Origin of the sequence: Pelomonas sp. Root1444, assembly GCF_001426885.1 — a bacterium.
GTDB lineage: Bacteria > Pseudomonadota > Gammaproteobacteria > Burkholderiales > Burkholderiaceae_C > Pelomonas.
This window is the reverse complement of the sequence record NZ_LMFP01000003.1, coordinates 1,221,094-1,247,718: the sequence shown is the minus strand read 5'-3', so window position 1 is coordinate 1,247,718 and position 26,625 is coordinate 1,221,094. Positions and strand designations below refer to the sequence as shown.

Sequence of the window (26,625 nt, the reverse complement as noted above, 5' to 3'; positions counted from 1 at the left end):
CAAGGAGTGACTGATGAGCGGAACGATTCTGGTGCTGGGCGCGGGTGGCAATGTCGGCCGGCCGTTGGTGAAGGCACTGCTGGCACAGGGCGAAAAGGTCATCGCGGCGACGCGCTCGGGCCACGCCGTCGAGGGCGCCGCGGGTGTGGCGTTCGACTACGCAAACCCGGCCACGCTCGCCGCCGCGCTGGGCGGCGTCGACCGTGCCTACCTGATGCTGCCGGCCGGCCATGTGGAGGCGCTGGCGCTGCTGCTGCCGGTCGTCGAGCTGCTGGCCGCGCGGCGCATCAAGATCGTCTTCCAAAGCGCCATGGGCGTGAATGCTGACGACAACATCCCCTACCGGCAGGTGGAGCTCGCGATCGAGCGCTCCGGCACGCCCTTCGTCATCCTGCGGCCCAACTGGTTCGCCGACAACTTCCACACCTACTGGAAGGCCGGCGTCGACCATGGCGTCATCGCCGTGCCGGCGGGCCAGGGCCGCACCAGCTTCATCGACGCGCGCGACATCGCCGCCAGCGCCGCTGCCGCGCTGAGCCGCGGCGACTTCGACGGCCAGGCCTGGGACCTGACCGGCCCCGAAGCACTGGGCTACGCCGAGGCCGCGCAACTGCTGTCGGACGTCCTTGGCAAGCCGGTGCGCTACGAGGCCGTCGACGATGCGCGCTTCATCGACCAGCTGAGCAGCGCCGGGGTGTCGAGGGCGTATGCGGAATTCCTCGCCGCCATCTTCCATCCGGTCCGCGAGGGCTGGACTGCGGCGGTGACCGACGCGGTGCCGCGGCTGACGGGGCAGGCGGCGCGCAGCCTGCGCACCTATGCCGAGGACCACCGGCAGGCGCTGGCGGGCTAAGCCCGGGGACCGCGCGTCGCGGCACCGAGCTGCTGCAGCGCCGCGGCGAAATCCAGCCGGCCCATCGCGTCGCGCAGGCGCGCCAGGCCGTCCGCGCCGCAGGCGGCCTGCAGCGCCGGCGCCAGCTTCTCGAAGAGGTCCAGCGCGGCCAGGTCCTGCGTCAACAAGGCCTGGCGCAACGGCGCCAACGCCTCGTCGTCCAGCGGTCCGGCGGCGGGTTTGGCGGCTTCCTGCGCGGCCCGCTGCTGAAGCAGCCAGGGCCGCGCGGCGGCGCTCAGCGCCGTCATCCGGCGGCGCACCTCGGCCAGCTCCTCGCGGAAGTCGGCGCCCGCGCGCGCCTGCGCTTCGGCGTGCTGGGCGGCCTCGCGCAACGGCCGTGCAGCCAGCAGCCCGGCGCTGCCGCCCAGCTTGTGCAGGCGCGCCGCAACCGCCGAGGCATCCGGCAGCGGAGGGGCCTCGGCGCCGATGTCGGCGAACTCGTTGATGAGCCGCTCCAGCAGCCGTGCGAAGAAGGCCGCGTCGCCCTGCAGGCGCTGGCGGGCCTCTTCGCGGTCGATGCCGTCCAGCACCGGCCAGCCATCGGGCGCGGGCGCCTCGGTGGCGCGCGGGGCGACTGGCAGCTGCCGGCCGCGCAGGCGCTCGACATGCTGGCGCAGCAGCTGCACCAGGCCCGCCGGGTCGAAGGGCTTGCTGACGAAGCCGTTCATGCCGGCGTCCAGCGCGCGCTGGCGCTCGCTGAGCAGCGCGCCGGCTGTCAGCGCCAGGATGGGCAACGCCGTGAGGCCCAGCTCGGCGCGGATGTGGCGGGCCGCGGCCAGGCCGTCGAGCACCGGCATTTGCACGTCCATCAGCACCAGGTCGAAGCCGTCGGGCGTGGCCTGCAACAGCGCGACGGCGGCGGCGCCGTCCTGCGCCAGCGTCACGCGGGCGCCCTCCTGTTCGAGGATGCGCTGCACCACCTCCAGGTTGATGGGGCTGTCGTCGGCGACGAGCACGCGCACGCCGGGCAGCAACTGCACGGCCGTCGCGCCGCGCGTGCTGGCCAGCAGCGACTCGCCCGTGCCGTGCTGGGCCAGAGCCGCATGCGCCGCGTCGAACAGGCTGGACACATCGGCCGGCAGGCGCAGCCGGCCGGGCCCGGCCGCACCGGCGGCGCGGCTCATCAGCACGCAGGGCAGCGTCGCCAGGCGCCGCTGCAGCGCGTGCTGGGCGGCCGGGTTCAGCGGCTGCAGCAGGCGGTGGTCCAGCAGCAGCAGGTCGGCCGGCGCGCCGGCCAGCCGGGCCTGCAGCGCGGCCACGTCGGTCAGCGGCTCGGCCTGCCAGCCGAGGTCGGCGCACAGCCGCTGCAGCGCATCGCGCTGGGCCGCGTCGTCGCTGGCCAGCAGCAGCGCCAGCGGCCGGCTGGGCAGGCCCGGCGCCAGCTGCGCCGGCTCGAACGGCAGCCTCACGACGAAGCGCGTGCCCGCGCCCGGGTTGCTGCTGACGTCCACCTTGCCGCCCATCAGCTCGCACAGCTGCTTGACGATGGACAGGCCCAGGCCGGTGCCGCCGTAGCGGCGCGACGTCGAGCTGTCGGCCTGCGTGAAGGGCGTGAAGAGCCGGGCCAGCGCCTCGGCCGGGATGCCGATGCCGCTGTCCTCGACGGCGATCTCCAGCGTCAGCCGCGCGCCCGGCTTGCTGCGCGCGGCCAGGCGCACCTGGCCCTCGGCGGTGAACTTGATCGCGTTGGACAGCAGGTTGTTGACGATCTGGCGCAGCCGCGGCGCGTCGCCGAGCAGCAGCGCCGGCAGGCCGGGCTCCAGGTCCAGCTGCAGCGCGATGCCCTTGCCGTCGGCCTGCGGCCGGAACAGGTTGGCGATGTCGCGCAGCAGCGCGGCGGGGTCGAAGGGGGCGGCCTCCAGCACCATCTCGCCGGCTTCGATCTTGGACAGGTCCAGCACCGCGTTGATGATGTCCAGCAGCGAGCGGCTGGCGCTGCTGATCTTGCCCAGCAGCTCGCGCTGGTCGGCATCCAGCGGCGTGCGCTCGAGCAGGAAGCTCAGGCCCATGACGGCGTTCATCGGCGTGCGGATCTCGTGGCTCATGTTGGCCAGGAATTCGGTCTTGGCCGCATTGGCGGCGTCGGCCGCCTGCATCGCCTCGGTCAGCACCGCCTCGTTCTGCGCGAGCTGCCGGTTGGAGTCGCGCAGCGCCGCCTCGCGCTGCTGCAGCGCCTCGGTCATCGCGTCCAGCGCCTGCGACAGCTGGCCCAGCTCGTCGCCGCTGCGGAGCCCGCTGCGCGCGGCCAGGTCGCCGCCCTCGACGGCCTGGGCCACGCGGCGCAGCCGGTCGATGGGCCCGAGCACGCGGCGCAGCAGCAGGCCGGCGAGCAGCAGCGTCAGCGCCAGCAGCGTGGCCTGCGTCGCGACGGCCAGCCAGCGCTGGCGCACCGCGTCGCGACGGCGGGTTTCGGTCAGGCTGCGCGACAGGTCGAAGGCGCCATCGCTGACGCGGCGGGTCTCGTTGACGAGCTGGTCGGTCAGCGTCTCGCGGCGCACGACGGTGTCGTCGTCGACGCCGCCGCGGGAGGTCTGGCGCAGCGCCGCGAAGACTTGCGGCAGGTTGCGCGCCGTGTCCTGCAGCTCCTGCACCTCGCTGGCCTGGCCCGCCTCCGCATAGTCGGCCAGCGCGCGGCTCAGGCGCTCATGCACTAGCGCCCACTGGCGCGCGGCGCGTTCGCTGTGGTACAGGCCGTAGTCCTGCGTCAGCACCAGCAGGCCGGCGGCGTCGCGGGCGATGACCTCGACGGTTTCGCGCAGCGCGTCGTTGCGGGCGGACGACTGGCGCTCCATCGCGATGGTCGTCAGGCGCAGGCCGACGACCGCGAGCGCCGCGATCACGCAGGTCATCAGGGCGGGGCGCAGGCGCATGGGCTACTTGATGACGGTCATCGCGCGCGCGTCGAGGGCGCGCATCGGCTCGATGCGCATCAGTTCGAGATAGTCCGGCGCACCGGCGCCGCCCACCAGGCCCTCGCGTGTCGCCCAGCGGGACTCGGCCTCCAGCGTGGACAGCAGCGTCTGGTCCAGCCCGAGGCGGAATTCATAGCCTTCGAGCTGGACGCCCACCGCCTTGGCGTCCTGCTTCCACAACGTGGCCAGGCGGGCGTGGGCGCGCGCCGGCTCGCTGTTCAGCAGCGCGATGCTGCGCTGCACGGCCTTCAGCAGGCGCAGCAGCGTGTCCTGGCTGAGGCCCGGCTGGGCGACCAGGTTGACCGTGACCGTGTAGGACCGCAGCGTCGGCAGCACCAGGCCCTTGGCGCCCAGCTGTTCGACCGCCTGCGGGCCAACGGGGCGGTACAGGGCCGCTGCGTCGACCTCGCCGCGCAGCAGCGGCTCGGCCCCGCGCGCCGGATCGAGGAACACCAGCGTGACCGAGTCGCGCGCCACCCCGTTGACGAGCAGGAAGACGTTGGTGAAGTAGTGCGCGCTGGTGCCACGCACGACGCCGATGCGCTTGCCGGCCAGGTCGGCCGGCGTGCGGATGCCGCGGTCCTGGCGTGCCACCATCATCGTGTCCTTGGACGAGGTGCCGAAGGTGGCGACGATGTCGAAGCGATGGCCCGAATGCAGCGCGAAGACCATCGGCGTGTCGGCCGCTGTGGCCATCTGGGCTTCGCCGTCGGTCAGGTGTTTCAGGCAGCGCCGGCCGTTGATGCAGGGCAGCACGCGCACGTCCAGCCCCTCGGCCGCGAAATGACCCTCCAGGCCGGCCAGCTGCAGCGGCGCGAACAGCGGCGTCTCGCCGACCGCCAGCACCAGCGGCGCAGCGGCGGCGCGGGCCAGCGGCATCAACAGCAGGGTCAGCGCGAGCAGCAGGTTAGCGAGGGCTGGACGTGTCTGCTGGGTGAGGCGCATGGCCGCATTGTGCCGGCGCTCAGCCGGGCTCGGCCTCGCCGACGCGGCCGCGGCCGGCCGCCTTGGCCGCGTACAGCCGCCGGTCGGCGGCCTCGACGAGGGACTCGCCGCGGCTCGCCATGAGGCTGGGGTCCTGGTCGGGCCGCGCGGCTGCCCAGCCGACCGAGACGCTGATGGCGCCGGAGGGCGCCGCCGCGTGCGGCAGTGCCAGCGCGCCGATGGCATCGACGACGCGCTGGGCCATGCCGCGCGCGCCGGCCGCGTCGGTCTGGGGCAGCAGCACGGCGAACTCCTCGCCACCGTAGCGTGCGGCGAGGTCGCCGGGGCGGCGGATGGCCGCGCGGATGGCGGTGCCGACCTCGCGCAGGCAGGCATCGCCACTGACGTGGCCGTAGTGGTCGTTGTAGCGCTTGAAATGATCCACGTCGACGAGCAGCAGCGCCAGGCTGTCGCCGCCGCGGCGCGCGCGCTCGCACTCGGTGTGCAGGTCCTGGTCGAAGCGGCGGCGGTTGGACAGGCCGGTCAGGCCGTCGGTCAGCGCCGAGGCGCGCAGCGCGTCACCCAGCGCCTTGAGCCGCAGCTGCGTGCGCACGCGCGCCACCACCACCTCGGCCACCGGCGGCTTGCGGATGAAGTCCGCCGCTCCGGCTGCAAAACCCGCCACCTCGGCAGCCACCTCGGTGTGGCCGGTGACGATGATGACCGGCACGTCGGCCAGCAGCGGGTCGGCATGCAGCGCGGCACAGACTTCCAGCCCCGACAGGCCTGGCATCTCGGCATCGATGAGGACGAGGTCGGGCGCGCTCTCGTGCGCCAGGCGCAGCGCGTCCTCGCCCGACAGTGCGAAGCGCAGCTCGCCCAGGCCGTGCAGCATGCGCGCCAGCACCTGCACGCTGGCGGCGTCGTCGTCGACGAGCAGCAGGCTCTGCCGCGCGTCGAGCTCCGTGGGCCAGGTCTCCGGGGCAGGCAGCTTCATGTTCGGTCGGTGAATGGCGCGTCGTGGCGGCTATCGGCCCGAGCGGCGCAACGAAAGAAATGACCCGCGCCAGCCGCAACGGCCGCTGCCGCGGGGTGGATGCGTTCGGGGGCGAGGCGTCACAGCGTGCCGTAGCTGTGCAAGCCCGACAGGAACATGTTGACGCCGAGGAAGGCGAAGGTCGTCACCAGCAGCCCCACCAGCGCCCACCAGGCCGCGACGGTGCCGCGCAGGCCCTTCATCAGCCGCATGTGCAGCCAGGCCGCGTAGTTGAGCCAGACGATCAGGGCCCAGGTTTCCTTGGGGTCCCAGCTCCAGTAGCCGCCCCAGGCCTCTGCAGCCCAGAAGGCGCCCAGGATGGTCGCGATGGTGAAGAAGGCAAAGCCCAGCGCGATGGCCTTGTACATGAGGTCGTCGAGCTGAGGCAGGTCGGGCAGGCGGGCGCTCAGGCGGCTGCGCAGCGCGATGACCACCGCCAGGAACACGGCGACGCCGGCGATCTTGCGCGCCCAGCCATCCAGGCCAGCGATGGTGGCGGCATCCAGCGCGGCGCCGAAGCGCACCGCCAGGATGAGGGCGATGACGCCCACGGGCATCGCGACCAGGCCGATCCACAGCGAGCGCGTCGCGGCCGTCTTGAGCAGGTAGGCCAGCGCCACCATGGCGGCCAGCGCGAAGGCGCCGTAGCCGACGAAGTTGGCGGGCACGTGGATCTTCATCCACCAGCTCTGCAATGCCGGCACCAGCGGCTGGATCTCCTGCGCCTCGCGCGCCACCGTGTACCAGAGCAGGAAGCTGACCGCGGCGCTGACGACCAGCATCACGTAGGCGCCCAGCGAACGCGTCGCGAAGCGCTGCTCGTAGTACAGGTGGAAGAGCGTGGTCAGCCAGCAGAACAGCACGAAGACTTCGTAGAGGTTGCTGACGGGGATGTGGCCGATGTCGGCGCCGATCTGGTGGCTCTCGTACCAGCGCACCAGCGTGCCGACCAGCGCCATCAGCACGCCGCCCCAGGCCAGCTTGGAGCCGACGACCTCGGCCACGCTGTGCCGGCCCGCGCCGGTGAAGAAGCCGCCCCAGTAGAAGAGAGTGCTCATGTAGAACAGCAGGCTCATCCACAGGATGGCGCTCTGGCTGGACAGCATGTACTTGAGCCAGAAGACCTTCTCGCCCGCAGCCAGGTCGGCGCCGAAGCCGTCGGTGTGCTGGGCGTACAGGCCGATGGCCACCAGCGCTGCCGCACCGGCGCCGACGCTCAGCCAGCGCAATGGCTTCCAGAACCATCCCAGCGCGATCAGCGCCGGCATCGCGAACAGCAGGATGCCTTGCTCGTAGCCGTCCATCGACGCGTGATAGCGGCTGAAGGCGTAGCCGCCACCGAGCAGCACCAGCGCGGCGAAGACCCAGTCCAGCGCGTCGCGCCGCTGCAGCGCGTGGCGGCGCGGCAGGTCGAAGGTGGTGGTGTTCATGAGCGTTCCTTCAGGATGGCGGCCTTCAGCTGGGCGAACAGCACCGCGTTGTCGGGCGATTCGCGGGTGCTGGACATGGCCATGCGCACCTGCGAGCCGCCAGGGTCGGCGCTGGGCGCGATCCAGACCCACAGCCGCCGCTCCTTGATGTAGAGCATGGCGAAGACGCCGACGATGAGCAAGAGGGCACCGAGATAGACCAGCTTCTGACCAGGGGCGCGTGCCACCTGGAAGACGCTGGCCTGCACCTGGTCGAAGTTCTCCAGCTGCAGCAGCATGGGGGCGGGGTAGTACAGGCTGTCGGACAGCGAGAGCACGGCCTGCGTCATGAAGGCCTGCGTCGCAGCGTCGGTGGCCACGCGCTGCAGGCCCGCGCGCTCGCGGGCGAGCTGGTGCAGCTCGAACAGGCTGCCGTTGAGGATGCGCAGCAGCACCTCGGACACGCGCTGGCGGTCGGCCTCCGGCACGTCGGCCTCGATGAAGCGGGACAGGGCCGGCAGGCCGCCCCGGACGCCATCCTTGCCGTCCTTGGCATCGTCGCCCGGCTTGGCCGCGGCGCCGGAGAACAGGCTGAGCGCGCGCTGGGCGGTCAGCTGCAGCTGCTCTGCCATCTGCGGCTGTCCCGGCGGCGTGGCGCTGACGGCATAAGCGCGCGCCGCGGCATCGCGCAGCGCCGGCTGCGCCAGGGCCTGGCGCAGCCGCAGCCAGCCGGCCAGTTCGCCGTTTTCGTCGGCGGGCATGCGCAGGTAGCGGAACGATTCGGCCGGCGTCTCGCGCATGCCGGCCAGGAAGAGTTTCTGGCCGTCCAACTCGACCGGCAGCATGTAGTTGTTGTACTCGCGCGCCTGCCCGGCGGCGTCGCGCAGCTTGTAGCTGAAGCTCGGGCCGATGTTGTGCAGCGCCTTGTCGGTGCTGGTCTTGGCGCCGCTGCCCAGATGCTGGCTCAGGCGTTCGCCGAGGTCGACCTTGCGCACGTCCGCACCGCTGGCGTTGCCGTCATTGGCGAGGTTCTCGACATTGATGACGCGCAGGCCGTCCAGCTCCAGCGTCTGGTCGCCGAACTTCATCTGCGTGCCGACGCGGCCCTCCAGCGGCAGCGCCGCGCCACCGGCCAGCGGCAAGGCCTTGAGCTGCAGCTTGCTGCCGCCGTCCTCGAAGCTGCTCTGGTAGATGGCCAGGCCCTGGTGGATGACGGGCTCGTTGACCTTCACCGTCGCCTCGCGGACCGTACGGCCATCGTGGATGACGATGTCGCTGGCGAAGCTCTTGGGCATGCCGGTGGGGTAGTAGTCGACCCTGAACTGCTTGAGCTCGATGTCGAACGGCAGGTCCTGCAGCACGACGCCGTTGGGCAGGCTGAGCACCGCGATGCCTTGGCGCTGCTTCTCCGGCACCGACACGTTGCCGCGGAAGCTGGGGTTGGCCACGCTGAGGCGGTGTTCGGGCTTGATGTCAGACACCAGACCCGAGCCGGTGTACAGCTGCTTGCCCTGCAGCCACATCGCCACCTTGACCATGGCGTTGCCGTCCAGCACGCCGCCGACCAGGATCAGCACGATGGATGAGTGCGCCGCGAGGTAGCCGAGCTTGTTGGCCGCGCCGCGGCGGGCCGCGATCATGGTGCCGTGCTCGCGCTGCTGCACGCGGGCCTTCCAGCCGAGCTGGGTCAGCGCCGCGCCGATCTCGGCGAGCGCCATGGGCGGGTTGCTCGGCAGTTCGGCGATGGCCTTGTGATGGTGGGCCTGCAGCGACTGCTCGCGCACGCTCTCCTTGTAGCTCTTGAGGTCGGCAACGATCTTGGGCGTGTTGCGGGCGATGCACAGGCTGGTCGAGACGACCAGGAAGGTCAGGATGGCGAGGAACCATGGCGCGCTGTAGACCGTGTACAGGCCGACGCGGCCGAACACCTCGGCCCAGAAGGGGCCGAACTGGTTGATGTAGTTGCCCATCGGCTCGCTCTGGCGCAGCACGGTGCCGATGACCGAGGCGATGCAGATCACGCTCAGCAGCGTGATCGCGAAGCGCATGGACGCGAGCAGGTCCAGCAGCTCGCGGGCAGCGGTGGGGCGGGAGGCGGTGGGGGATGACATCAGCGGTCGGGATCAGGGCCAAGAAAAAAGGCCGGTGGGGGACACCGGCCTTCGTTCCTCGAGGCTTGCTAGAGGTTCAACGCAACCCGGCGATGTAGTCGGACACCGCCTTGATTTCCTTGTCGTTCATCTTGGCGGCGATGCTCGTCATCATCGGGCCGTTGGCGCGGGCGCCGCTACGGAACGCAACCATCTGGGCTTCGACGTAGTCGCCATGCTGGCCGCCGATGCGCGGGTACTGCGCGGGGATGCCGGAGCCGTTCGGGCCGTGGCAGCCGGCGCAGGCCGGCACGTTGCGGTCGGCGATGCCGCCGCGGTAGATCTTCTCGCCCAGGGCGACGGTGTCCTTGCTCTTCGCGAAACCGGGCTTGGCGGTCTTGGACGCATAGAAGGCCGCCACGTTGCGGATGTCTTCCTCCGACAGCGGCGCGGCCATGCCGTTCATCACGGGGCTCTTGCGCTTGTTGGTCTTGAACTCGACCAACTGCTTGGCGAGGTACTCGGCATGCTGGCCGGCGATGATGGGGTTGGCGGGCGCGCCGCGCGAGCCGTCGGCCGTGTGGCAGGCCGCGCACACCTGGGTGGAGATGGCGCCGCCCTTGCCCAGATCGGGCTTGGCCGCTGCCGCGGCGGGCTCGTTCGCCTGAGCCACGGTGGCCAGCAGCAGACTCGACAGGAGGGTGGCGACAGTCTTCATGGATTTATTGGGTTTCGTTGGGCGCAACTTTCGAATTTTACAATGCCCGACCAAAGCGTCCGACCCTGCCATGACCAACGAAATCCCTGAGGCCCAGCCGATCACCGAGAAGCTGGCTCTGGCCTGGACGCACACCGCGCGCTTCCTGACGACCGCCAGCCAGCTCGTCCACCTGCCGGCGACTGAGCTGCCGGAAATCGCCTTCGTGGGCCGCTCCAACGCCGGCAAGTCCACCGCCATCAACACGCTGGCGCAGCAGAAGCGCCTGGCCTTTGCGTCAAAGACGCCCGGCCGCACCCAGCACATCAACCTGTTCGAGCTGGGCCCCAAGGACGCGCCCGACGCGTTGTTCGCCGACCTGCCGGGCTACGGTTATGCCGCGGTCAACAAGTCGGCAAAGCTGCGCTGGCAGAAGGTCATGGCCGAGTACCTGGAGGTGCGCCGCAGCCTGTCCGGCGTCGTGCTGATGGTCGACTCGCGCCTGGGCCTGACCGACCTGGACAAGCAGTTGCTGGAGTTCGTTGCGGCGCGCGTGGCGACCGGCGAGATCAAGCTGCTGGTGCTGCTGACCAAGTCCGACAAGCTCAACCGCAAGGAGGCCGACGCGGCCCTGCGGGCGACGACCGAGTTCCTCGCCGGCCTGACGACCGAGACCTCCGACGTGGCGGTGACGCTGTTCTCGGCGCTGAAGAAAAGCGGCGTCGGCGACGTCGCGCTGGCCCTGCATGAATGGGCCCATGGCACGGAGCCTTTCGAAGCGTCAGCCTCCGTCTAGGTCGCTCATCAGCGTGTCGACGGCGCGCTGGACGACGCTGTCGTCCTCCAGCGCCGTGATGAGGCCGTTGGCCAGCAGCGCCTCCAGCGCGCGGCGCGTCAGTGGCAGGCGCTCATCGGCCTCGCGGCCAACGAAGAGCATGAACTGGCGGCCCTCGCTGATCCAGGCGACCTGCGCCGTGTGCCAGTCGCCCTGGATGAACATGTGAAACCAGCGGCCGATCTGCAGCCCGTCGATCCAGCGCTGCAGCGCGGCGCGTGCGTCCGGCGACGCGTGCTCGTCGTAGAGCTGCACCGGCACGGTCGGCAGCTCGCCGCGGTCGACATCGGCGCTGAGCCAATGCGACGGCACCTGCGAGTCGCGCTCCTCCATCAGCCGCTGCACGATCTCGTCGGCGGACGGCGCGGCGCTGCCGGCCTGCGCGGGCCGCGGCGCCGCGGGGCGGCGGTCGCCCGGGTCCATGGCCGGCAGGCCGCGCAGCAGGCGGGCGTGCTGGGCCATCAGCTCGGTCAGCGGCGGCTCGCGCTTGGCTTCGGGCAGCTGGATGCTGTCGCAGCCGGCGATGAGGCGCTCGATCAGCACCGGCAGCCGCATGCGCAGCGCCTCGCGGTCGGCCTGGTCGCGCGGCGTGGTGAGGCTGTCGATGACGGCGTCGACGAGTTCCATCGCCGCCTGCGCCTCCTGGGAGTCGCGGCCGTGGCGCACCATCGCCGTGACGATGGCCTCCACCCAGGCCGTCTGCAGGAAGCGGTGCATGCGCGGCCCCAGCGGCGCATCGGCGATCTGGTGGTCGATCTGCTCGCGCAGCAGCTCGCGCCACTCGGTGCGCAGTTGCTCCCGCTCCAGCGCCGCCAGTGCCACCGCATTGCGCTCGCTGCTCTGGCGCGCCTGCTTGTCGATGCGTGCATCGACGCGCGCCAGCACCTGCTGGAACAGCGCGGCGGTCGGCGTCGGCGCGTCGACGAGGAGCTGGGCCTCGGCCTCCATGAAGCGCAGGAAGTCGACGAGGCGCTCGTCGTCGGCGCGCTCGAAGGCCATGCCGTGCGCGGCGACGCGGTTCAGCAGTGCCCAGGTGGGGTGATCCTGACGGCGCAGCAGCGTCGCGTCGCTGCGCGCCAGGCGTACGACGGCGATCTGCAGCCGCGCCAGCAGCGCCTTCAGCGGCGGCAGCAGGCGCGGGTCGGCCAGGATCTGGTCGTAGAGACGGCTGAGCATGTCCGGCCCGGTGGTGCGCACGAAGGGCGCGGTCGCGTTCGGGTCGCGCGGTGCGGCGGCAGTCAGGCCCTGGGGGCGCGAATTGGCCGCATCGACGCGGCGCGACAGGCCGTCCAGCGTGGCCTGGGGCGTGGGCCGCGTGCCGATGCCGCGCGCGGCGGCCAGGCGCTGGTGGGCCAGCGGGTCGGTCTGGGCGCGGCCGTGCGAGGCGACCATGTCGCTGATGTCGGCGGCGCGCAGCGCGGCGCAGGCCTGGCCGTACTGGCGGGCCAGCGCGCGGGCCAGCGGCCCCGCTGCGGCGCGCATCAGCTCGTACTGCACCTCGGCACTGACGGGGCTGGCGGCCAGCGCGTGGTGCAGCGCATGGGCATACAGCGCGGGGCGCAACGGGTTGTCGCGTTCGCGGGCGCGGGCAGTGCCGCGCAGTGCCGCGTAGAAGTTGCCGATCTGGTGCAGCTCGGCCCGGTTGAGTTCCTCGGCGGCGTGGGCGACGTGGGCAATGGCGACGTCCTGCAGCGCCTGGCGTTCGTCAACGAGGCTGAGGCTATCGCCGCCGCCGAGCTGCAGCGGCACGCGGTGCAGCGGGTCCTCGCCGCGGCGGCCGGCCTGTAGCAGTTCGATGAGCTTGCCTTCGAAGTCGGCCGCGAACGTGGCGCGCACCTTGCGCCATCCCTCGCGCAACGGGAAATGCTGCGGTTGGGCGTCCAGTTCGTCCTGCACGACGTTCATCAGCTCGCGGGCCAGCGGGCCGGCTTCGGTCAGCGCGTGGTCGAGCAGGGCGTGGGGGTGCAGAGAGGCGGACATGGGCTCGGTGAGGCGGCCGGACCATTATCTGGCCCCAGCTTGGGGCGCCCGGGCGTGTTGCCCTCGCTTACGGCCCCTGATCCACAGGGGCTGGTGCGGCGGTTCGGGACGTTTTCACGTTTGCGGCGCTAACACCATGCCGGGACGGCGGGGCGCCTGGGCGGCGGGCCTGCGCCGCTGCAGGCATGATGCGCGCCGTCCCGGCTCTCGCTTCATCCATGAAACGCCTCTTCGCCGCCAGCTTCGCATGTCTTGCCTGTGCCGCCGCGTCCGCGCAGGACGAAGCGCCCAAGCGCCCCGATCTGCCGCTGTGGGAGCTGGGGGTCGCGGCCGGCACCCTGTCGCAGCAGGCCTACCCGGGGTCGGATGAGCAGGTCCGGCGCACGCCGGTGCTGCCCTACGTGATCTACCGCGGCAAGGTGCTGCGGGCCGACAACGAGGGCGCTGGGCTGCGGGCAGTGAAGACCGAGGGCTTCGAGCTGGACGTGTCGTTCGCGGGCTCGCTGAGTTCCGGCGGCAGGTCGCTGCGCGCGCGTGAGGGCATGCCGCGGTTGGGCACGCTGGTCGAGTTCGGGCCGGTGGGGCGCTGGTTCCTGAACGGCCGTGACGCCGCCGGGCGTCTGACCTTCGAGCTGCCGCTGCGTGGTGTGTTCGAAGCGCGCGACCTGCGCCGGCATCGCGGCATGAGCCTGGAGCCCGAGCTGGGCCTGGAGGGGCGCGCCAAGGGTGATCCGTGGAGCTATGGCGTGAGCGTGGGCATGTTGGTTGGCGACCGCCGGCTCGCGTCCACCTACTACACCGTCGCGCCCGACGAGGCGCTGCCGGACCGGCCGGCCTATGCGGCGCGTGCCGGGCTGATTGCCTGGCGGCTGAAGGGCGGCGTGTCGCGCCAGCTGACGCCGGACCTGCGGCTGTTCGCCTTTGGCCGCGTCGATAGCGTGACCGGCGCCGAGAACCGCGACAGCCCACTCGTGCGACGGACGACGGGCGGGAGCGTCGGCATCGGACTGACCTACACGTTGATGCGATCGGCGGCGCGCGCCAGCGACTGAGTCGGCGACGAGGGCTGCGCAAACGCGCAAAAGAAAAGGGGCTGCTTGCGCAGCCCCTTCGTTTGTCAGCGACGGGTGGGTCGCCGGCGTGGACTTACATGTCCATGCCGCCCATGCCACCCATGCCGCCCATGCCACCAGGCATGCCGCCGGCGGGAGCGTCGTCCTTGGGGGACTCGGCCACCATGCACTCGGTCGTCAGCATCAGCGATGCGACCGAAGCGGCGTTCTGCAGCGCGGTGCGGGTCACCTTGGTCGGGTCCAGGATGCCCATCTCGATCATGTCGCCATAGGTGTCGTTGGCGGCGTTGAAGCCGTAGTTGCCCGAGCCGGCCAGCACGGCGTTCACGACGACGGAGGCTTCGCCACCGGCGTTGTAGACGATCTCGCGCAGAGGGGCTTCGATGGCGCGCAGGACCAGCTTGATGCCGGCGTCCTGGTCGGCGTTGTCGCCCTTGATGGCGCCAGCAGCTTGCTTGGCGCGCAGCAGCGCGACGCCGCCACCGGCCACGATGCCTTCTTCAACGGCTGCACGGGTGGCGTGCAGCGCGTCTTCGACGCGGGCCTTCTTTTCCTTCATCTCGACTTCGGTAGCGGCACCGACCTTGATGACGGCCACGCCGCCGGCCAGCTTGGCCACGCGCTCTTGCAGCTTCTCGCGGTCGTAGTCGCTGGTGGCTTCCTCGATCTGGATGCGCACTTGCTTGACGCGGGCTTCGATGTCGGCAGCAGCGCCGGCGCCGTCGATGATGGTGGTGTTTTCCTTACCCACTTCGACGCGCTTGGCCTGGCCCAGGTCGGCCAGCGTGACCTTCTCCAGCGTCAGGCCGACTTCTTCGGCGATGACCTTGCCGCCCGTCAGGATGGCGATGTCTTCCAGCATGGCCTTGCGGCGGTCACCGAAGCCAGGCGCCTTGACGGCGACGACCTTCAGGATGCCGCGGATGGTGTTGACCACCAGCGTCGCCAGGGCTTCGCCTTCGACTTCTTCGGCAATGATCAGCAGCGGACGGCCGGCCTTGGCCACTTGCTCCAGCGTGGGCAGCAGGTCGCGGATGTTGCTGATCTTCTTGTCGAACAGCAGCACGAAGGGGTTGTCCAGGATGGCGGACTGCTTCTCGGGGCTGTTGATGAAGTAGGGCGACAGGTAGCCGCGGTCGAACTGCATGCCTTCGACGACGTCCAGTTCGCTCTCGAGCGACTTGCCGTCTTCGACGGTGATGACGCCTTCCTTGCCGACCTTGTCCATCGCCTCGGCAATGATGCGGCCGACTTCGGAGTCGCTGTTGGCCGAGATCGTGCCGACTTGCGCGATTTCCTTGGAGGTCGTGGTGGCCTTCGAAGCCTTCTTCAGCTCGGCGACCAGGGCGGTGACTGCCTTGTCGATGCCGCGCTTCAGGTCCATCGGGTTCATGCCGGCGGCCACGTACTTCATGCCTTCGCGGACGATGGCCTGGGCCAGCACCGTGGCGGTGGTCGTGCCGTCACCGGCGTTGTCGGACGTCTTGGAAGCGACTTCCTTGACCATCTGCGCGCCCATGTTCTGGAGCTTGTCCTTCAACTCGATTTCCTTGGCGACCGACACACCGTCCTTGGTCACGGTCGGGGCGCCGAAAGAGCGCTCGAGCACCACGTTGCGGCCCTTGGGGCCCAGGGTCACCTTGACCGCGTTGGCGAGGATGTTCACGCCTTCAACCATGCGGGCGCGGGCTTCACCGCCAAAGATCACGTCTTTTGCTGCCATTTGATTCTCCGGATTCCTAAATTGGGGTCAGAGTCGATTTGTTTTGCGTCGACTCGCGATCAGCGGGGCAGGGCTTCACTGCGTGAAGGACTGTCCCCGAGTCATTACTTTTGAACGACGGCGAAGAGGTCCTCTTCGCGCATGACCAGCAGTTCCTCGCCATCGACCTTGACGGTCTGGCCCGAGTACTTGCCGAACAACACGCGGTCGCCCACGGCGACGTTCAGGGCCACGAATTCGCCCTTGTCATTGCGCTTGCCCGGGCCGACGGCCAGGACTTCACCCTGGTCGGGCTTCTCGGCGGCGTTGTCGGGGATGACGATGCCCGAGGCGGTCTTGGTTTCTTGTTCCAGACGGCGAACGATCACGCGATCGTGCAGGGGGCGCAGTTTCATGGAATCTCCTTTGAGAGTTTGCATTGGAGCGGCCGCATGCTCCTCGAGTTGCGGCGCACTGGAAAACGGGGCCGGGAAGCCGGCCCGATACAGTTAGCACTCGATCAAATCGAGTGCTAGCAGTCCGGCATTATAGGGACGGACTTTGACGATTCAAGCGGGTCCGGCGGGCTTTGCGCTGCTGCGCAGGCAATAAAAAACGACCGCCGTGGCGGTCGTTCTTGTGAAGCGGTGGGCGCTCAGCGGGCCGCGCGCTTGCGTGCCCAGCCGAGGGCGCCGAGGGCGCCCAACGCCAGGGCGATGCTGCCGGGCTCAGGCAGCGGGGTGCCGACGGTCGGTGCCGTGAACTCCAGATCGTCGAGCATCAGGCGTTGGTCGACGCCGCTGAAGGTGACCGAACGGGCCGTGCCGTCGAACTTGATGCTGCCGTTGTGCCACTGGCAGAAACTGATGCCGGGCTGGTCGCAGCTGCTGCCGGTCAGGCCGGCCAGTGTCTCCAGCGCATTGCCGGTGCCGCCGAGGCCGTCGAACACGCGGACCGTCACGTTGGAGCCGGCGCGGATGCCGTAGACGAAGTCGAATTCGTTGACGAAGCCGCCAGCCAGGTCGATGGTGAAGCTGAGGGCGTTCGGGGTTGCGCCCTGTCCGGGGTTGCCAAGCAGCAGTGCACCGCAGCTGCCAGTCTTGGCGAACAGCCACAGGCCGTCGCAATCGTTGAGGGCGGAGGTGACGCCCCAGGCGGGACCGGTGAACGTCACGCCCTTGTATTGGCCCAGCTTGCCGACGGTGGTGACGTCCTCGAAATTCAACGCCACGACACCGGCCACGGCCGGCTGCAGCGCTGCGGCCAGGGTCAGGCCCAGAAGTTTGCTTGTCGCGCGCATGGCGTTCTCCGTCCGGTTTGTTCGAGTTGGTGGGTGAAAGGACTGTAAACAAGCACTGCCACCCCAGGCGGGCCAGCGCCCCTTCAGTTGAGGGGGACGGCCATGCGGGATACCGGGCTTAGGGGGGGCGAAGCGCCATGGCTACACTGCCTTGGGTGGAAACCAAATGGCTTGAAGATTTCGTCAGCTTGGCCGAGACGCGCAGCTTCTCCCGTTCGGCCCAGCTGCGCCACGTGACCCAGCCGGCGTTCTCACGGCGCATCCAGGCGCTCGAGGCCTGGGCGGGGGTCGACCTGGTGGACCGCTCGTCCTATCCGACGCGGCTGACCGCGGCCGGCGCGACGCTGCTCGCCCAGGCGGTCGAGTTGCTCGGCAACCTGCAGGCAACGCGCAACATGCTGCGCAGCCATCAGGCGGCGGACCAGGACATGATCGAGTTCGCCGTACCGCATTCGCTGGCCTTCAGCTTCTTCCCGCACTGGCTGATGGGCCTGCGGCGCGGCTTCGGAGCGATCAAGTGCCGGCTCAACGCCGCCAACGTGCATGACGCCATGCTGCAGCTCAGCGAAGGCAACTGCGATCTGCTGCTGGTCTACCACCACGCCAGCCAGCCGCTGCAGCTGGACCCCGAGCGTTACCAGATGGTGTCGTTGGGCCACGAGACGCTCTCCCCCTACGCCAGGGCGGACGCGCATGGCGAGCCGCTGTTCCGCCTGCCGGGCCGACCCGGCCAGAAGATCCCGTTCCTCAGTTATGCGGCCGGCGCCTATCTCGGCCGCCTCGTCGAGCTGATCGTCAAGGAGGCGGACTGCGCGTTGAACCTGGACGCCATTTATGAAACCGACATGGCCGAAGGCCTGAAGGCGATGGCGCTGGAGGGGCATGGATTTGCCTTCCTGCCGGCCAGCTCGGTGCAGAAGGAACTGGCCGGTGGGCGCCTCGTGCCCGCCGCGGCGGCGGGCACTTTCAGCGTCAGCATGGAGTTGCGCATCTATCGCGAGCGGCCGGAGATGTCGCGCCGCCAGAAGCCCGCGGCCCAGGCGCTCTGGGACTATCTTGCGTCCGCGGCATGAACTCATCGCAGCTGTGCATGAATCGCGTAAACCCGTATTCGGGCTGACGGCGCGGCGTGGTCTGCTCACGCCTGTTTTCGATACCTACTTCCTTGTTGTTGGAGTCTCCATGAAGAAAGTTCTGCTCGTCGCGGCCCTGCTGGCCGGTGTCACGGCCGTGCACGCCGAGGACACGCTGAAGAAGATCAAGGACAGCGGTGCGATCACGCTGGGCGTGCGCGAATCCTCGGGCCTGTCTTACACGATTGGCGATGGCAAGTACGTCGGCTACCACATCGATGTCTGCGAGCGTGTCGTCGCCGACCTGCGCAAGCAGCTGGGCGGCAAGATCGACGTGAAGTACCAGCCGGTCACGTCGGCCAACCGCATTCCGCTGATCGTCAATGGCACCGTCGATCTCGAATGCGGCTCGACGACCAACAACGCCGCGCGCCAGAAGGACGTGGCCTTCGCCGTGACGACCTATGTCGAGGAAGTGCGCATCGCCGTGAAGGCGAATTCGGGCATCAACGCCATCAATCAGCTCAACGGCAAGACGATCGCGACGACGACGGGCACGACTTCGGTGCAGACCCTGCGCAAGCACGAGCGCGCCGCGGGCGTCGACTTCAAGGAGGTCTACGGCAAGGACCACGCCGACAGCTTCCTGCTGCTGGATTCCGGCCGCGCCGATGCCTTCGTGATGGACGGCTCCATCCTGGCCAAGAACATCGCGACGTCCAAGAACCCGGCCGACTTCAAGATCGTCGGCGACGTGCTGTCCGTCGAGCCGATCGCCATCATGATGCGCAAGGACGACCCCGCCTTCAAGAAGGCCGTGGACGACAGCATCAAGGGCATGATGAAGTCGGGCGAGCTGGCCAAGATCTACGACAAGTGGTTCCTGCAGCCCATCCCGCCGACCAACACCAAGATCGGCCTGCCGCTTTCGCCGGCGACCAAGGACGCCTGGGCCAACCCGAACGACAAACCGATGGAAGAGTACGCCGTCAAGAAGTGATGACAGGCACGGTTTGAGCTAACACAAAGCGGGTGCGGTGCACCCGCTTTGTTCTAGAAGGGTCGAAGGAGAGGCGATGAGTTGGGATTGGCAGGTGTTCTGCAAGAACACCCTCGATGGTGAAGTGATAGCCAGCTGCTTCGGCAGCGGCGGCGACATCACATATTTGCAATGGATGCTGTCCGCCTGGGGCTGGACTTTGAGCGTCGCATTGCTGGCCCTGGTGCTGGCGCTCGGGGTCGGGTCACTGATGGGCATCCTGCGCACCACGCCGAGCCGTACGCTGGTGGCGGTGGGCAACACGTGGACGGAGCTGTTCCGCAACATCCCGCTGCTGGTGCAGCTCTTTCTTTGGTATCACGTGCTGCCGTCGCTGTTCACCAGCCTGCGGGTGGTGCCGCCCTTCATGCTGGTGGTGTTCGCGCTCGGCTTCTTCACGTCGGCGCGGATCGCGGAGCAGGTCAAGGCCGGCATCCAGAGCCTGCCCAAGGGCCAGCGCTATGCCGGCCTGGCGATGGGCTTCACGCTGCCGCAGACCTACCGCTACGTGCTGCTGCCGATGGCCTTCCGCATCGTCATCCCGCCGCTGACCAGCGAGAGCATGAACATCATCAAGAACTCGTCGGTGGCGTTCGCAGTCAGCATTGCCGAACTGACGATGTTCTCCATCCAGGCCGGTGAGGAAACCTCGCGCAACGTCGAGATCTATCTTGCCGTCACGGGCCTGTATTTCATCTCCGCCTTTGCGATCAACCGGATAGCGCTCGTCATCGAGAACCGGGTGCGCGTGCCCGGCATGGTGGGGGGCAAGTGATGCTGAACCTTGACTTTGCCTTCCTGAACTGGGGGGTCATCTCCAGCTTCGTCGCCAAGGGCTTCTTCTTCTCGCTCCAGCTGACGCTGGTCGCGATGATCGGCGGCATCCTGATCGGCACGCTCCTGGCGCTGATGCGCCTGTCCGGCAAGCCGTGGCTGGTGATGCCCGCCGCGGCCTACGTGAACACGCTGCGCTCCATCCCGCTGGTGATGGTCATCCTGTGGTTCTTCCTGCTCATCCCGCTGATGACCGGCAGGCCCATGGGCGCCGAGGTGTCGGCCATCATCACGTTCACGCTGTTCGAGGCCGCCTACTACTCCGAGATCATGCGCGCGGGCATCCAGAGCGTGGCCAAGGGCCAGGTGTATGCCGGCTACGCGGTCGGCATGACCTACCGGCAGACCATGCAGCTCGTCGTGCTGCCGCAGGCCTTCCGCAACATGCTGCCGGTGCTGCTGACGCAGACCATCATCCTGTTCCAGGACACCTCGCTGGTCTACGCCATCGGCGCCTATGACATGCTCAAGGGCTTCGAGGTCGCCGGCAAGAACTTCAACCGCCCGGTCGAGACCTACCTCGTCGCCGCGGTCGTCTACTTCGTCATCTGCTTCGGCCTGTCCATGACGGTGCGCCGCCTGCAGGCCAAGATCCAGATCATTCGATAACAAGAGTCCGCCATGATCGACATCAAGAACGTTTCCAAGTGGTACGGCAGCTTCCAGGTGCTGACCGACTGCACGACGTCCATCCAGAAGGGCGAGGTCGTCGTCGTCTGCGGCCCGTCGGGCTCCGGCAAGTCGACGCTGATCAAGACCGTCAACGCGTTGGAGCCTTTCCAGAAGGGCGACATCGTCGTGGACGGCATCTCCATCGCCAATCCCAAGACCGACCTGCCCAAGCTGCGTGCGCGCGTCGGCATGGTGTTCCAGCATTTCGAGCTGTTCCCGCACCTGTCGGTGACCGAGAACCTGACCATCGCGCAGATCAAGGTGCTGGGTCGCTCGCAGGCGGACGCCAAGACGCGCGGCCTGAAGATGCTGGAGCGCGTCGGCCTGTCGGCGCACAAGGACAAGTTCCCCGGCCAGCTCTCCGGCGGCCAGCAGCAGCGCGTCGCCATCGCGCGGGCGCTGTCGATGGACCCCATCGTGATGCTGTTCGACGAGCCCACTTCGGCGCTGGACCCGGAGATGGTCGGCGAGGTGCTGGACGTGATGGTGCAGCTGGCCAACGAGGGCATGACCATGATGTGCGTGACCCACGAGATGGGCTTCGCCAAGAAGGTCAGCAACCGCGTCATCTTCATGGACGCGGGCAAGATCATCGAGGACTGCAGCAGCGCCGACTTCTTCCAGAAACCCGAAGAGCGTTCGCCGCGTGCCAAGGACTTCCTGGCCAAGATCCTGCAGCACTGATTCCTGCCGCAGCAAGCAAACGCCCGCCCATCGGCGGGCGTTTTGCTTGTGTCGCGCCGTTCAGGGCTCGATGGCCGCGCCGACGACCGGGCCGCCGGCCACGGTGCCGATGCGCGTCGCCTTGCCCGTCGTCAGGTCGATGCGATACCAGGCCGACCTGCCGCCCGTGGTGATCGCCGCGTAGGCCGCATTGGACACGTCCGAGATGTCCAGCGTCGCCTTGTCGAACGGGCCGACGCCGAGCGAGCCGACGGTGTAGAGCTTGCCGGTGTTGGGCGACACCGCGGGCTGCACGCCTTCCTTCGTGCCCTGGTGCACCAGCACGCCCTGGCGGCCGTCCAGCGCGTAGTTGGTGGTGATCCTGTTGTTGTCCTTGTTGTAGGTGTAGCCGGCCGCGACGACCGCCAGCGTCTTGCCGGCGTTGGGGTCGGCTGCGTCATAGGCCAGGCGGCCGTCCAGCTGCACGCCCGGCTCGCTCGCGTTGCCGTCGACGGGGGCGCCGGTGTCGGGGTGCAGGCGCAGGTTGGCGCCGGCATCGTTGACGACGCGGATGCGGTCCACCGTCGGGTTGAAGTCAAAGCCCCATTCGGTCGCGCCTTCCTTGGGGAGCGCGCTGGGTGTGCCGATGGTGCTGGCGGCGCCGGTGCGGGTGTCGATGCGGTAGAGCTGGCCGCTCGCGCCCAGCCCGTACAGCTGGCCCTTGGCCACGCGGTAGTCGATGCCCAGCAGCGTGTCGCCCGCGGCCAGGCCGGTCAGCGCCTTGCTCGACAGCGTCTTCTGCGGCTGGCCGGCGTTGAACTGGACCAGCTGGTTGGCCGCCGTCACCACGTAGACCGTCTCCTTGGCCGGTGGGCCCAGTGGCTCCATGGGCTGGGTGGCGCAGGCGGCGAGCAGCAGGGCGGTGGCAGCCAGGGCAGGGGCGTGGCGGGTCATGGCATCTCCAGGAGTGGGGCGGTCGGTTTATACGCGCCACCTCCGCGCCTGGATGCAGGCCTCACCCCAACAAGCGCCCGAGGCGATGGGCTGGCCGACGACAATCCGCCCTCATGACCGACACCCTGATCCTCACCCGCCCCGACGACTGGCACCTGCACCTGCGCGACGAAGCGGCGCTGGCCAGCGTCCTGCCCTACACGGCCCGCCAGTTCGCGCGCGCCATCGTGATGCCCAACCTGCGCCCGCCGGTCACCACGGCCGCCCAGGCGGTGGCCTACCGCGGGCGCATCCTCGCCGCCCTGCCGGAGGGCGCGGACTTCCAGCCGCTGATGACGCTGTACCTGACCGACAACACGCCGGTCGACGAGATCCGGCGCGCCAAGGACGCTGGCGTCGTGGCGCTGAAGCTCTATCCGGCCGGGGCCACCACCAACAGCGATGCCGGCGTGACCGACATCCGCAAGACCTACAAGGCGCTGGAGGCGATGCAGCGCGAAGGCCTGCTGCTGCTGGTGCACGGCGAAGTGACGGACGGCGACATCGACGTCTTCGACCGCGAGGCGGTGTTCGTCGAGCGCGTGATGCGCCCGCTGCGCGCGGCCATGCCCGAGCTGAAGGTCGTCTTCGAGCACATCACGACCAAGGAAGCCGCGCAGTACGTGATGGACAGCGACCGCTTCACGGCCGCCACCATCACGCCGCAGCACCTGCTCTACAACCGCAACGCCATCTTCACCGGCGGCCTGCGCCCGCACTACTACTGCCTGCCCGTGCTCAAGCGCGAGGAGCACCGCCAGGCGCTGCTGAAGGCCGCGGCCTCCGGCTCGGCCAAGTTCTTCCTCGGCACCGACAGTGCGCCGCATGCCGCGCAGCTCAAGGAAAACTCCGTCTGCGGCGCCGGCTGCTTCACGGCCGTGTCCGCGCTGGAGCTGTACGCCGAAGCCTTCGAGGGCATCGGCGCGCTGGACAAGCTCGACGCCTTCGCCGGCCACCACGGCCCCGACTTCTACGGCCTGCCGCGCAACACCGGCACCGTCACGCTCCAGCGCGAGCCGTGGACGCTGCCCAGCGCCGTGCCCTTCGGCGAAGCCCAACTCAAGCCGCTGCGCGGTGGCGAAACGCTGAACTGGAAACTGATCGCATGAACGCACTCAAGAAGGTGGCCTTTCTCGTCGACTTCGACAACGTCGCCACCGACGTCATCGAACAAGCCCTGCAAATGGCCTTCAAGGACTACGAGGCCGTCCACATCCGCCGCGCCTACTGCAATGCCGAGCAGGCCCAGACCCACCAGGCCTTCCTGAAGCGCCTGGGCCTGCGCGCCATCGTCAACCTGGCCATCGGCAAGAACTCGACCGACATCGCCATGGCCGTCGACGCGATGGACCTGGCCATCACCGAAAAGCCCGACGTCATCGTGCTGGTCTCGTCCGACAGCGACTTCGCGCCGCTGGTGCTGCGGCTGCGCGAGAAAGGCGCCTGGCTGCGTGGCTTCGGCCAGTACGGCAAGACCGGCGACGGCGTCATCGCCATCTACGACCAGTTCAACGAACTGGCGCATGACAGCGGCAAGTCCGCCGTCAAGCGCGAACCCGCGCGCAAGGCCGCGGCGCGCCGCCCCGCTGCCAAGAAGGCCGCGCCGCCGCCCAAGGCCGCGGCAGTCGAAGCCAAGCCGGCGCCCGCGCCCGCACCCAAGCCGGTGGCGGCCCCCGCCCCCAAGGCCGCCGCCCCCGCGCCCAAGCCGGCCGCCGCGCCCGCGCCCGTCGACGCCAACGTCGCCGCGGCACGGGAGATCAACGCCATCCTGGCGCTGCTGCCCAAGCTGGCCGACGGCCAGTGGCACGACCTCGGCGCGGCCGCCAAGGCGCTGAAGGAAGCCGGCCTGCTGCCCAAGACGGCGGCCTCCACCAAGCTGTTCCGCAAGCACCCGCAGGCCTTCCAGCTGCAGCCTGCCAAGCAGCCCAACCAGGTGCGTTTCGGGCACGGATGAGCGCGTCGCGCGGGAGGCAATCCTCAGCCCGCGTGGGTGAGGACCGGGCCTTGGGCCCGAAGCGGCTAGCATCGACGCCCACCTTGGGAGGTGTCGCTTGTTGATGAAGTCCTGTTTGAAGTTCCGGGCATTGGCCCTGGCCGGCCTGGTCGGTCTGGCCGGCGCGCAATCGCCGCCATCCGCACCGCCGTCTGCGCCGGCGCCCGCCGCCGCGGCCAGCCAGGCGCAGCCGCAACAGCCGCCGACGGTGTCGGCCAGTGCGCGGCGCCTGTACGAGCGCAGCAAGGGCCAACTGCTGCAGATCCGCACGCTGCTCAAGACCCAGGACAGCCAGGCGTCGGTGGGCTCGGGCTTCCTGGTCAGCGACGACGGCCATGTCGTCACCAACTACCACGTCGTCAGCCAGTTCGCGCTGGAGCCCGACAGCTACCGGCTGCGCTACGCGACGACCGATGGCCAGGGCGGCGCGCTGGAGCTGCTGGACTTCGACGCCCGCCGCGACCTGGCGCTGCTGCGCGCCGTGGACGACGGCAAGGGCGGTGGCCTCAAGGGCCGCGGCGCGCTGGGCTTCCGGCCGCAGAGCCAGCCGCTGGCCAAGGGCGAGCGCATCTACTCGATGGGCAACCCGCACGACGTCGCGTTCGCCGTCGTCGAGGGCAACTACAACGGCCTGGTCGAGCGCAGCTTCGACCCGCTCATCTACTACGCCGGCGGCATCAACCCCGGCATGAGCGGCGGCCCAGTGCTGGACGAGGACGGCCTGGTCGTCGGCGTCAACGTGTCGACCATGCTGTTCGCGCAGCAGGTCAGCTTCCTGGTGCCGGGCGAGTTCGCCGAAGGCCTGGTGAAGCGCAGCCTTGGCGCCAAGCCCATCCGCACGGCGGCCTGGAGCCGGCTGCGCGACCAGCTGACGGCCTACCAGGACGAGCTCGTCACGCGCTTCGTGGCGCTGCCCTGGGAAAGCGCGAACAACAAGCGCTACCGGCTCCCCGTGCCCAAGCAGGACTTCATGCGCTGCTGGGGCAACAGCACGCCGGCTGACACCAAAGGGCTCGCTTTCGAGCGCTCGCAGTGCCGCATGGACCACGCGCTCTTCGTCAGCGGCAACCTGCAGACCGGCTGGCTCGACATGTCGCACGAGGCCTATGACGGCGAGAAGCTCGGGACGCTGCGCTTTGCGCGCCAGTATTCGGGGAGCTTCCGCAACGAGCGGCTGGGGCAATCCGACAAATCGCGCACCGCGCCCTATTGCAAGGAGCAGTTCGTTGACCGTGACGGCCTGCCGTTGCGCGCCGTGGTCTGCCTGCGCGCCTACCGCAAACTGGACGGCCTGCATGACTTGAGCGTGCTGGTGACCGCCGTGGACGCGCCGCAGCAGGGCGCGCTAGGCCGCTTCAACGCCCGTGGCGTCAGCTTCGACAACGCGCTCAAGCTCGCGGCGCATTACCTGGAGGGCTTCGCGTGGACGAACCCCAGCAAGGCCAAGTGATGCCCGCCGACATCGATCCCATCGAACCCTTCGCCCCGGCACCCGCGGCGCCGGTTGCACCCGACGCCGCGGTCGTCGAACTGCTGGGCCGTGACGGCCACGCCGTGCTCGTGCAGCGCGTGACGCGCTGGCCGGTGCGCATCGGCCGCTCGCCCGCCTGCGACGTCGTGCTCGACGACGCCCACCTGGCCGCCGCGCATGCTGAGCTGCACCTCGCACCCGCCGGCGGCGTGCTGCTCAAGCTGCTGGACAGCCGCAACGGCGGCCACGTCGGCAAGCAGCGCCTGCGCGCGGGAGACGAAGCGCTGCTGCCGGAAGGCGGCATGTTCCAACTGGCCGGCAGCTCGTTGCGCCTGCGCACCAGCGCCGACGTGCTCGCGCCCGAGCAACTCCTGCTCGTCGACAAGACACGCCATTGGGCGCTGGTGCCGCTGCTGCTGCTGGCGATGGTGTTCTTCCAATGGGTGGACCGCTGGAGCGCCGTGGACCCGGACGCACGCTGGGTCGACTACGCCGCGCCGCTGCTGGCGCCGCTGGCGTTCGTGCTGGGCTGGGCCGGCCTGTGGTCGCTGGCCAGCCAGATCTTCCAGCACCGCTTCCCATTCACGACGCACCTGCGCCGCGCGCTGGTGGTCATCGTCGTGTTGCAGGTGCTGGAGTGGCTGCTGCCGGCAGTCGCCTATGCCTTCTCCTGGCCGCGGCTGATGGCGGTGGAGTCGCTCGCCACGCCGGTGGCCCTGGCCGCGTTGATCTCATGGCACGCCCGCCTGGTGTGGCCGCGCGCCCGCCGCACACTGAACATCGGCATTGCGGCGCTGCTGCTGCTGGGCCTGGGCCTGCAGATCGGCAACCGGCAGGAGCAGCAGTACGTCTTCGGCCCGCCCTACCTGGCCAGCCTGCCACCGCCGGCGCTGCGCATCGCGCCGCCCAAGCCGCCGGAAGACCTCATCGAGTCGCTGAAGCCGCTGAGGGCCGAGCTCGCCAGGCAGGCGCGCAAGGACAACGAAGGCGCCAGCGACGACGACGGCGAGTGACGTTGCCGGATGAGGGCCGCGGCG

At 69.3% G+C, this 26,625-nt stretch carries 23 protein-coding genes; 12 read left to right on the top strand and 11 right to left on the bottom strand.

The window, feature by feature from the left end:
• Positions 1 to 13 precede the first annotated feature (13 nt).
• On the top strand, positions 14 to 853 hold the full coding sequence (locus ASD35_RS08470) for an SDR family oxidoreductase (protein ID WP_056874405.1): 840 nt from the start codon (positions 14 to 16) through the stop codon (positions 851 to 853).
• On the opposite strand, the gene ASD35_RS08465 is transcribed toward ASD35_RS08470, so the two are convergent.
• From ASD35_RS08465 to ASD35_RS08440, 6 genes are all read right to left on the bottom strand, one after another.
• Positions 850 to 3,762 carry an ATP-binding protein gene (locus tag ASD35_RS08465; protein ID WP_056874404.1) on the bottom strand — a complete coding sequence of 971 codons (2,913 nt, stop codon included), beginning with the start codon at positions 3,760 to 3,762 and terminating at the stop codon, positions 850 to 852. The genes ASD35_RS08470 and ASD35_RS08465 overlap by 4 nt on opposite strands.
• A 3-nt stretch (positions 3,763 to 3,765) precedes the next feature.
• Positions 3,766 to 4,749, bottom strand: coding sequence for an ABC transporter substrate-binding protein (locus ASD35_RS08460; protein ID WP_056874403.1), 984 nt, complete (start codon positions 4,747 to 4,749; stop codon positions 3,766 to 3,768).
• A gap of 19 nt (positions 4,750 to 4,768) precedes the next feature.
• Positions 4,769 to 5,725: a diguanylate cyclase gene (locus ASD35_RS08455; protein ID WP_056874402.1), complete on the bottom strand. Its 957-nt coding sequence runs from the start codon at positions 5,723 to 5,725 to the stop codon at positions 4,769 to 4,771.
• 119 nt (positions 5,726 to 5,844) lie between these two features.
• Positions 5,845 to 7,194: a c-type cytochrome biogenesis protein CcsB gene (gene ccsB / locus ASD35_RS08450; RefSeq protein ID WP_056874401.1), complete on the bottom strand. Its 1,350-nt coding sequence runs from the start codon at positions 7,192 to 7,194 to the stop codon at positions 5,845 to 5,847.
• Positions 7,191 to 9,284, bottom strand: a complete 2,094-nt coding sequence (locus ASD35_RS08445; RefSeq protein ID WP_056874400.1) for a cytochrome c biogenesis protein ResB — start codon at positions 9,282 to 9,284, stop codon at positions 7,191 to 7,193. The genes ccsB and ASD35_RS08445 overlap by 4 nt, the downstream gene beginning before the upstream one ends.
• Before the next feature lie 76 nt (positions 9,285 to 9,360).
• Complete coding sequence (locus tag ASD35_RS08440; protein ID WP_056874399.1) at positions 9,361 to 9,981, bottom strand: cytochrome c; 621 nt, start codon at positions 9,979 to 9,981, stop codon at positions 9,361 to 9,363.
• A gap of 70 nt (positions 9,982 to 10,051) precedes the next feature.
• On the opposite strand from ASD35_RS08440, the gene yihA reads away from it, so the two are divergent.
• Positions 10,052 to 10,756: a ribosome biogenesis GTP-binding protein YihA/YsxC gene (gene yihA / locus ASD35_RS08435; RefSeq protein ID WP_056874398.1), complete on the top strand. Its 705-nt coding sequence runs from the start codon at positions 10,052 to 10,054 to the stop codon at positions 10,754 to 10,756.
• On the opposite strand, the gene ASD35_RS08430 is transcribed toward yihA, so the two are convergent.
• On the bottom strand, positions 10,742 to 12,775 hold the full coding sequence (locus ASD35_RS08430) for a DUF1631 family protein (protein ID WP_056874397.1): 2,034 nt from the start codon (positions 12,773 to 12,775) through the stop codon (positions 10,742 to 10,744). The genes yihA and ASD35_RS08430 overlap by 15 nt on opposite strands.
• A gap of 218 nt (positions 12,776 to 12,993) precedes the next feature.
• Here ASD35_RS08430 and ASD35_RS08425 point away from each other — a divergent pair, with 218 nt between their 5' ends.
• Positions 12,994 to 13,827, top strand: coding sequence for a MipA/OmpV family protein (locus ASD35_RS08425; protein WP_056874396.1), 834 nt, complete (start codon positions 12,994 to 12,996; stop codon positions 13,825 to 13,827).
• A 94-nt stretch (positions 13,828 to 13,921) separates the two neighbouring features.
• Here the strand turns inward: ASD35_RS08425 and groL are convergent, their stop codons facing one another.
• The 3 genes from groL to ASD35_RS08410 all read right to left on the bottom strand — a co-directional run bounded on the left by groL (position 13,922) and on the right by ASD35_RS08410 (position 16,850).
• Positions 13,922 to 15,571, bottom strand: a complete 1,650-nt coding sequence (groL, locus tag ASD35_RS08420) for a chaperonin GroEL (RefSeq protein WP_056874395.1) — start codon at positions 15,569 to 15,571, stop codon at positions 13,922 to 13,924.
• Positions 15,572 to 15,675: 104 nt separating this feature from the next.
• Positions 15,676 to 15,966 carry a co-chaperone GroES gene (gene groES, locus ASD35_RS08415; protein ID WP_056874394.1) on the bottom strand — a complete coding sequence of 97 codons (291 nt, stop codon included), beginning with the start codon at positions 15,964 to 15,966 and terminating at the stop codon, positions 15,676 to 15,678.
• Positions 15,967 to 16,205: 239 nt separating this feature from the next.
• The gene (locus ASD35_RS08410) at positions 16,206 to 16,850 is read right to left on the bottom strand and encodes a PEP-CTERM sorting domain-containing protein (RefSeq protein WP_056874393.1); all 645 of its coding nucleotides are present in this window, start codon (positions 16,848 to 16,850) and stop codon (positions 16,206 to 16,208) included.
• Positions 16,851 to 17,005: 155 nt separating this feature from the next.
• On the opposite strand from ASD35_RS08410, the gene ASD35_RS08405 reads away from it, so the two are divergent.
• The 5 genes from ASD35_RS08405 (at position 17,006) to ASD35_RS08385 (ending at position 21,152) form a co-directional block, all read left to right on the top strand.
• Entirely contained in the window at positions 17,006 to 17,923 is a 918-nt protein-coding gene (locus ASD35_RS08405) for a LysR substrate-binding domain-containing protein (protein ID WP_056874392.1), read from the top strand.
• A 109-nt stretch (positions 17,924 to 18,032) separates the two neighbouring features.
• The gene (locus ASD35_RS08400) at positions 18,033 to 18,923 is read left to right on the top strand and encodes an amino acid ABC transporter substrate-binding protein (RefSeq protein ID WP_056874391.1); all 891 of its coding nucleotides are present in this window, start codon (positions 18,033 to 18,035) and stop codon (positions 18,921 to 18,923) included.
• A gap of 76 nt (positions 18,924 to 18,999) precedes the next feature.
• Entirely contained in the window at positions 19,000 to 19,737 is a 738-nt protein-coding gene (locus tag ASD35_RS08395; RefSeq protein ID WP_056874390.1) for an amino acid ABC transporter permease, read from the top strand.
• Positions 19,737 to 20,405 carry an amino acid ABC transporter permease gene (locus ASD35_RS08390; protein WP_200956013.1) on the top strand — a complete coding sequence of 223 codons (669 nt, stop codon included), beginning with the start codon at positions 19,737 to 19,739 and terminating at the stop codon, positions 20,403 to 20,405. The genes ASD35_RS08395 and ASD35_RS08390 overlap by 1 nt, the downstream gene beginning before the upstream one ends.
• Before the next feature lie 12 nt (positions 20,406 to 20,417).
• On the top strand, positions 20,418 to 21,152 hold the full coding sequence (locus tag ASD35_RS08385) for an amino acid ABC transporter ATP-binding protein (RefSeq protein ID WP_056874389.1): 735 nt from the start codon (positions 20,418 to 20,420) through the stop codon (positions 21,150 to 21,152).
• 60 nt (positions 21,153 to 21,212) lie between these two features.
• Here ASD35_RS08385 and ASD35_RS08380 read toward each other — a convergent pair whose 3' ends face one another.
• On the bottom strand, positions 21,213 to 22,085 hold the full coding sequence (locus ASD35_RS08380; protein ID WP_056874388.1) for a DUF4394 domain-containing protein: 873 nt from the start codon (positions 22,083 to 22,085) through the stop codon (positions 21,213 to 21,215).
• Positions 22,086 to 22,198: 113 nt separating this feature from the next.
• Between ASD35_RS08380 and pyrC the strand changes: the two genes are divergently transcribed.
• From pyrC to ASD35_RS08360, 4 genes are all read left to right on the top strand, one after another.
• A complete protein-coding gene (pyrC, locus tag ASD35_RS08375) occupies positions 22,199 to 23,233 on the top strand; it encodes a dihydroorotase (protein ID WP_056874387.1) in 1,035 nt (344 codons plus the stop codon).
• The gene (locus ASD35_RS08370; protein WP_056874386.1) at positions 23,230 to 24,078 is read left to right on the top strand and encodes an NYN domain-containing protein; all 849 of its coding nucleotides are present in this window, start codon (positions 23,230 to 23,232) and stop codon (positions 24,076 to 24,078) included. Before pyrC ends, ASD35_RS08370 begins: the two co-directional genes overlap by 4 nt.
• Before the next feature lie 103 nt (positions 24,079 to 24,181).
• Positions 24,182 to 25,567 (top strand): serine protease, encoded by a 1,386-nt coding sequence (locus ASD35_RS08365; protein WP_056874385.1) that lies wholly within the window; start codon positions 24,182 to 24,184, stop codon positions 25,565 to 25,567.
• Complete coding sequence (locus tag ASD35_RS08360; protein WP_056874384.1) at positions 25,567 to 26,601, top strand: FHA domain-containing protein; 1,035 nt, start codon at positions 25,567 to 25,569, stop codon at positions 26,599 to 26,601. The genes ASD35_RS08365 and ASD35_RS08360 overlap by 1 nt, the downstream gene beginning before the upstream one ends.
• Positions 26,602 to 26,625 lie beyond the last annotated feature (24 nt).

Coding starts and splice junctions, on each gene's coding strand:
- ASD35_RS08470 (WP_056874405.1), top strand. CDS start 14: ATGAGCGGAACGATTCTGGTGCTGGGCGCGGGTGGCAATGTCGGCCGG.
- ASD35_RS08465 (WP_056874404.1), bottom strand. CDS start 3,762: ATGCGCCTGCGCCCCGCCCTGATGACCTGCGTGATCGCGGCGCTCGCG.
- ASD35_RS08460 (WP_056874403.1), bottom strand. CDS start 4,749: ATGCGCCTCACCCAGCAGACACGTCCAGCCCTCGCTAACCTGCTGCTC.
- ASD35_RS08455 (WP_056874402.1), bottom strand. CDS start 5,725: ATGAAGCTGCCTGCCCCGGAGACCTGGCCCACGGAGCTCGACGCGCGG.
- ccsB (WP_056874401.1), bottom strand. CDS start 7,194: ATGAACACCACCACCTTCGACCTGCCGCGCCGCCACGCGCTGCAGCGG.
- ASD35_RS08445 (WP_056874400.1), bottom strand. CDS start 9,284: ATGTCATCCCCCACCGCCTCCCGCCCCACCGCTGCCCGCGAGCTGCTG.
- ASD35_RS08440 (WP_056874399.1), bottom strand. CDS start 9,981: ATGAAGACTGTCGCCACCCTCCTGTCGAGTCTGCTGCTGGCCACCGTG.
- yihA (WP_056874398.1), top strand. CDS start 10,052: ATGACCAACGAAATCCCTGAGGCCCAGCCGATCACCGAGAAGCTGGCT.
- ASD35_RS08430 (WP_056874397.1), bottom strand. CDS start 12,775: ATGTCCGCCTCTCTGCACCCCCACGCCCTGCTCGACCACGCGCTGACC.
- ASD35_RS08425 (WP_056874396.1), top strand. CDS start 12,994: ATGAAACGCCTCTTCGCCGCCAGCTTCGCATGTCTTGCCTGTGCCGCC.
- groL (WP_056874395.1), bottom strand. CDS start 15,571: ATGGCAGCAAAAGACGTGATCTTTGGCGGTGAAGCCCGCGCCCGCATG.
- groES (WP_056874394.1), bottom strand. CDS start 15,966: ATGAAACTGCGCCCCCTGCACGATCGCGTGATCGTTCGCCGTCTGGAA.
- ASD35_RS08410 (WP_056874393.1), bottom strand. CDS start 16,850: ATGCGCGCGACAAGCAAACTTCTGGGCCTGACCCTGGCCGCAGCGCTG.
- ASD35_RS08400 (WP_056874391.1), top strand. CDS start 18,033: ATGAAGAAAGTTCTGCTCGTCGCGGCCCTGCTGGCCGGTGTCACGGCC.
- ASD35_RS08395 (WP_056874390.1), top strand. CDS start 19,000: ATGAGTTGGGATTGGCAGGTGTTCTGCAAGAACACCCTCGATGGTGAA.
- ASD35_RS08390 (WP_200956013.1), top strand. CDS start 19,737: ATGCTGAACCTTGACTTTGCCTTCCTGAACTGGGGGGTCATCTCCAGC.
- ASD35_RS08385 (WP_056874389.1), top strand. CDS start 20,418: ATGATCGACATCAAGAACGTTTCCAAGTGGTACGGCAGCTTCCAGGTG.
- ASD35_RS08380 (WP_056874388.1), bottom strand. CDS start 22,085: ATGACCCGCCACGCCCCTGCCCTGGCTGCCACCGCCCTGCTGCTCGCC.
- pyrC (WP_056874387.1), top strand. CDS start 22,199: ATGACCGACACCCTGATCCTCACCCGCCCCGACGACTGGCACCTGCAC.
- ASD35_RS08370 (WP_056874386.1), top strand. CDS start 23,230: ATGAACGCACTCAAGAAGGTGGCCTTTCTCGTCGACTTCGACAACGTC.
- ASD35_RS08365 (WP_056874385.1), top strand. CDS start 24,182: ATGAAGTCCTGTTTGAAGTTCCGGGCATTGGCCCTGGCCGGCCTGGTC.
- ASD35_RS08360 (WP_056874384.1), top strand. CDS start 25,567: ATGCCCGCCGACATCGATCCCATCGAACCCTTCGCCCCGGCACCCGCG.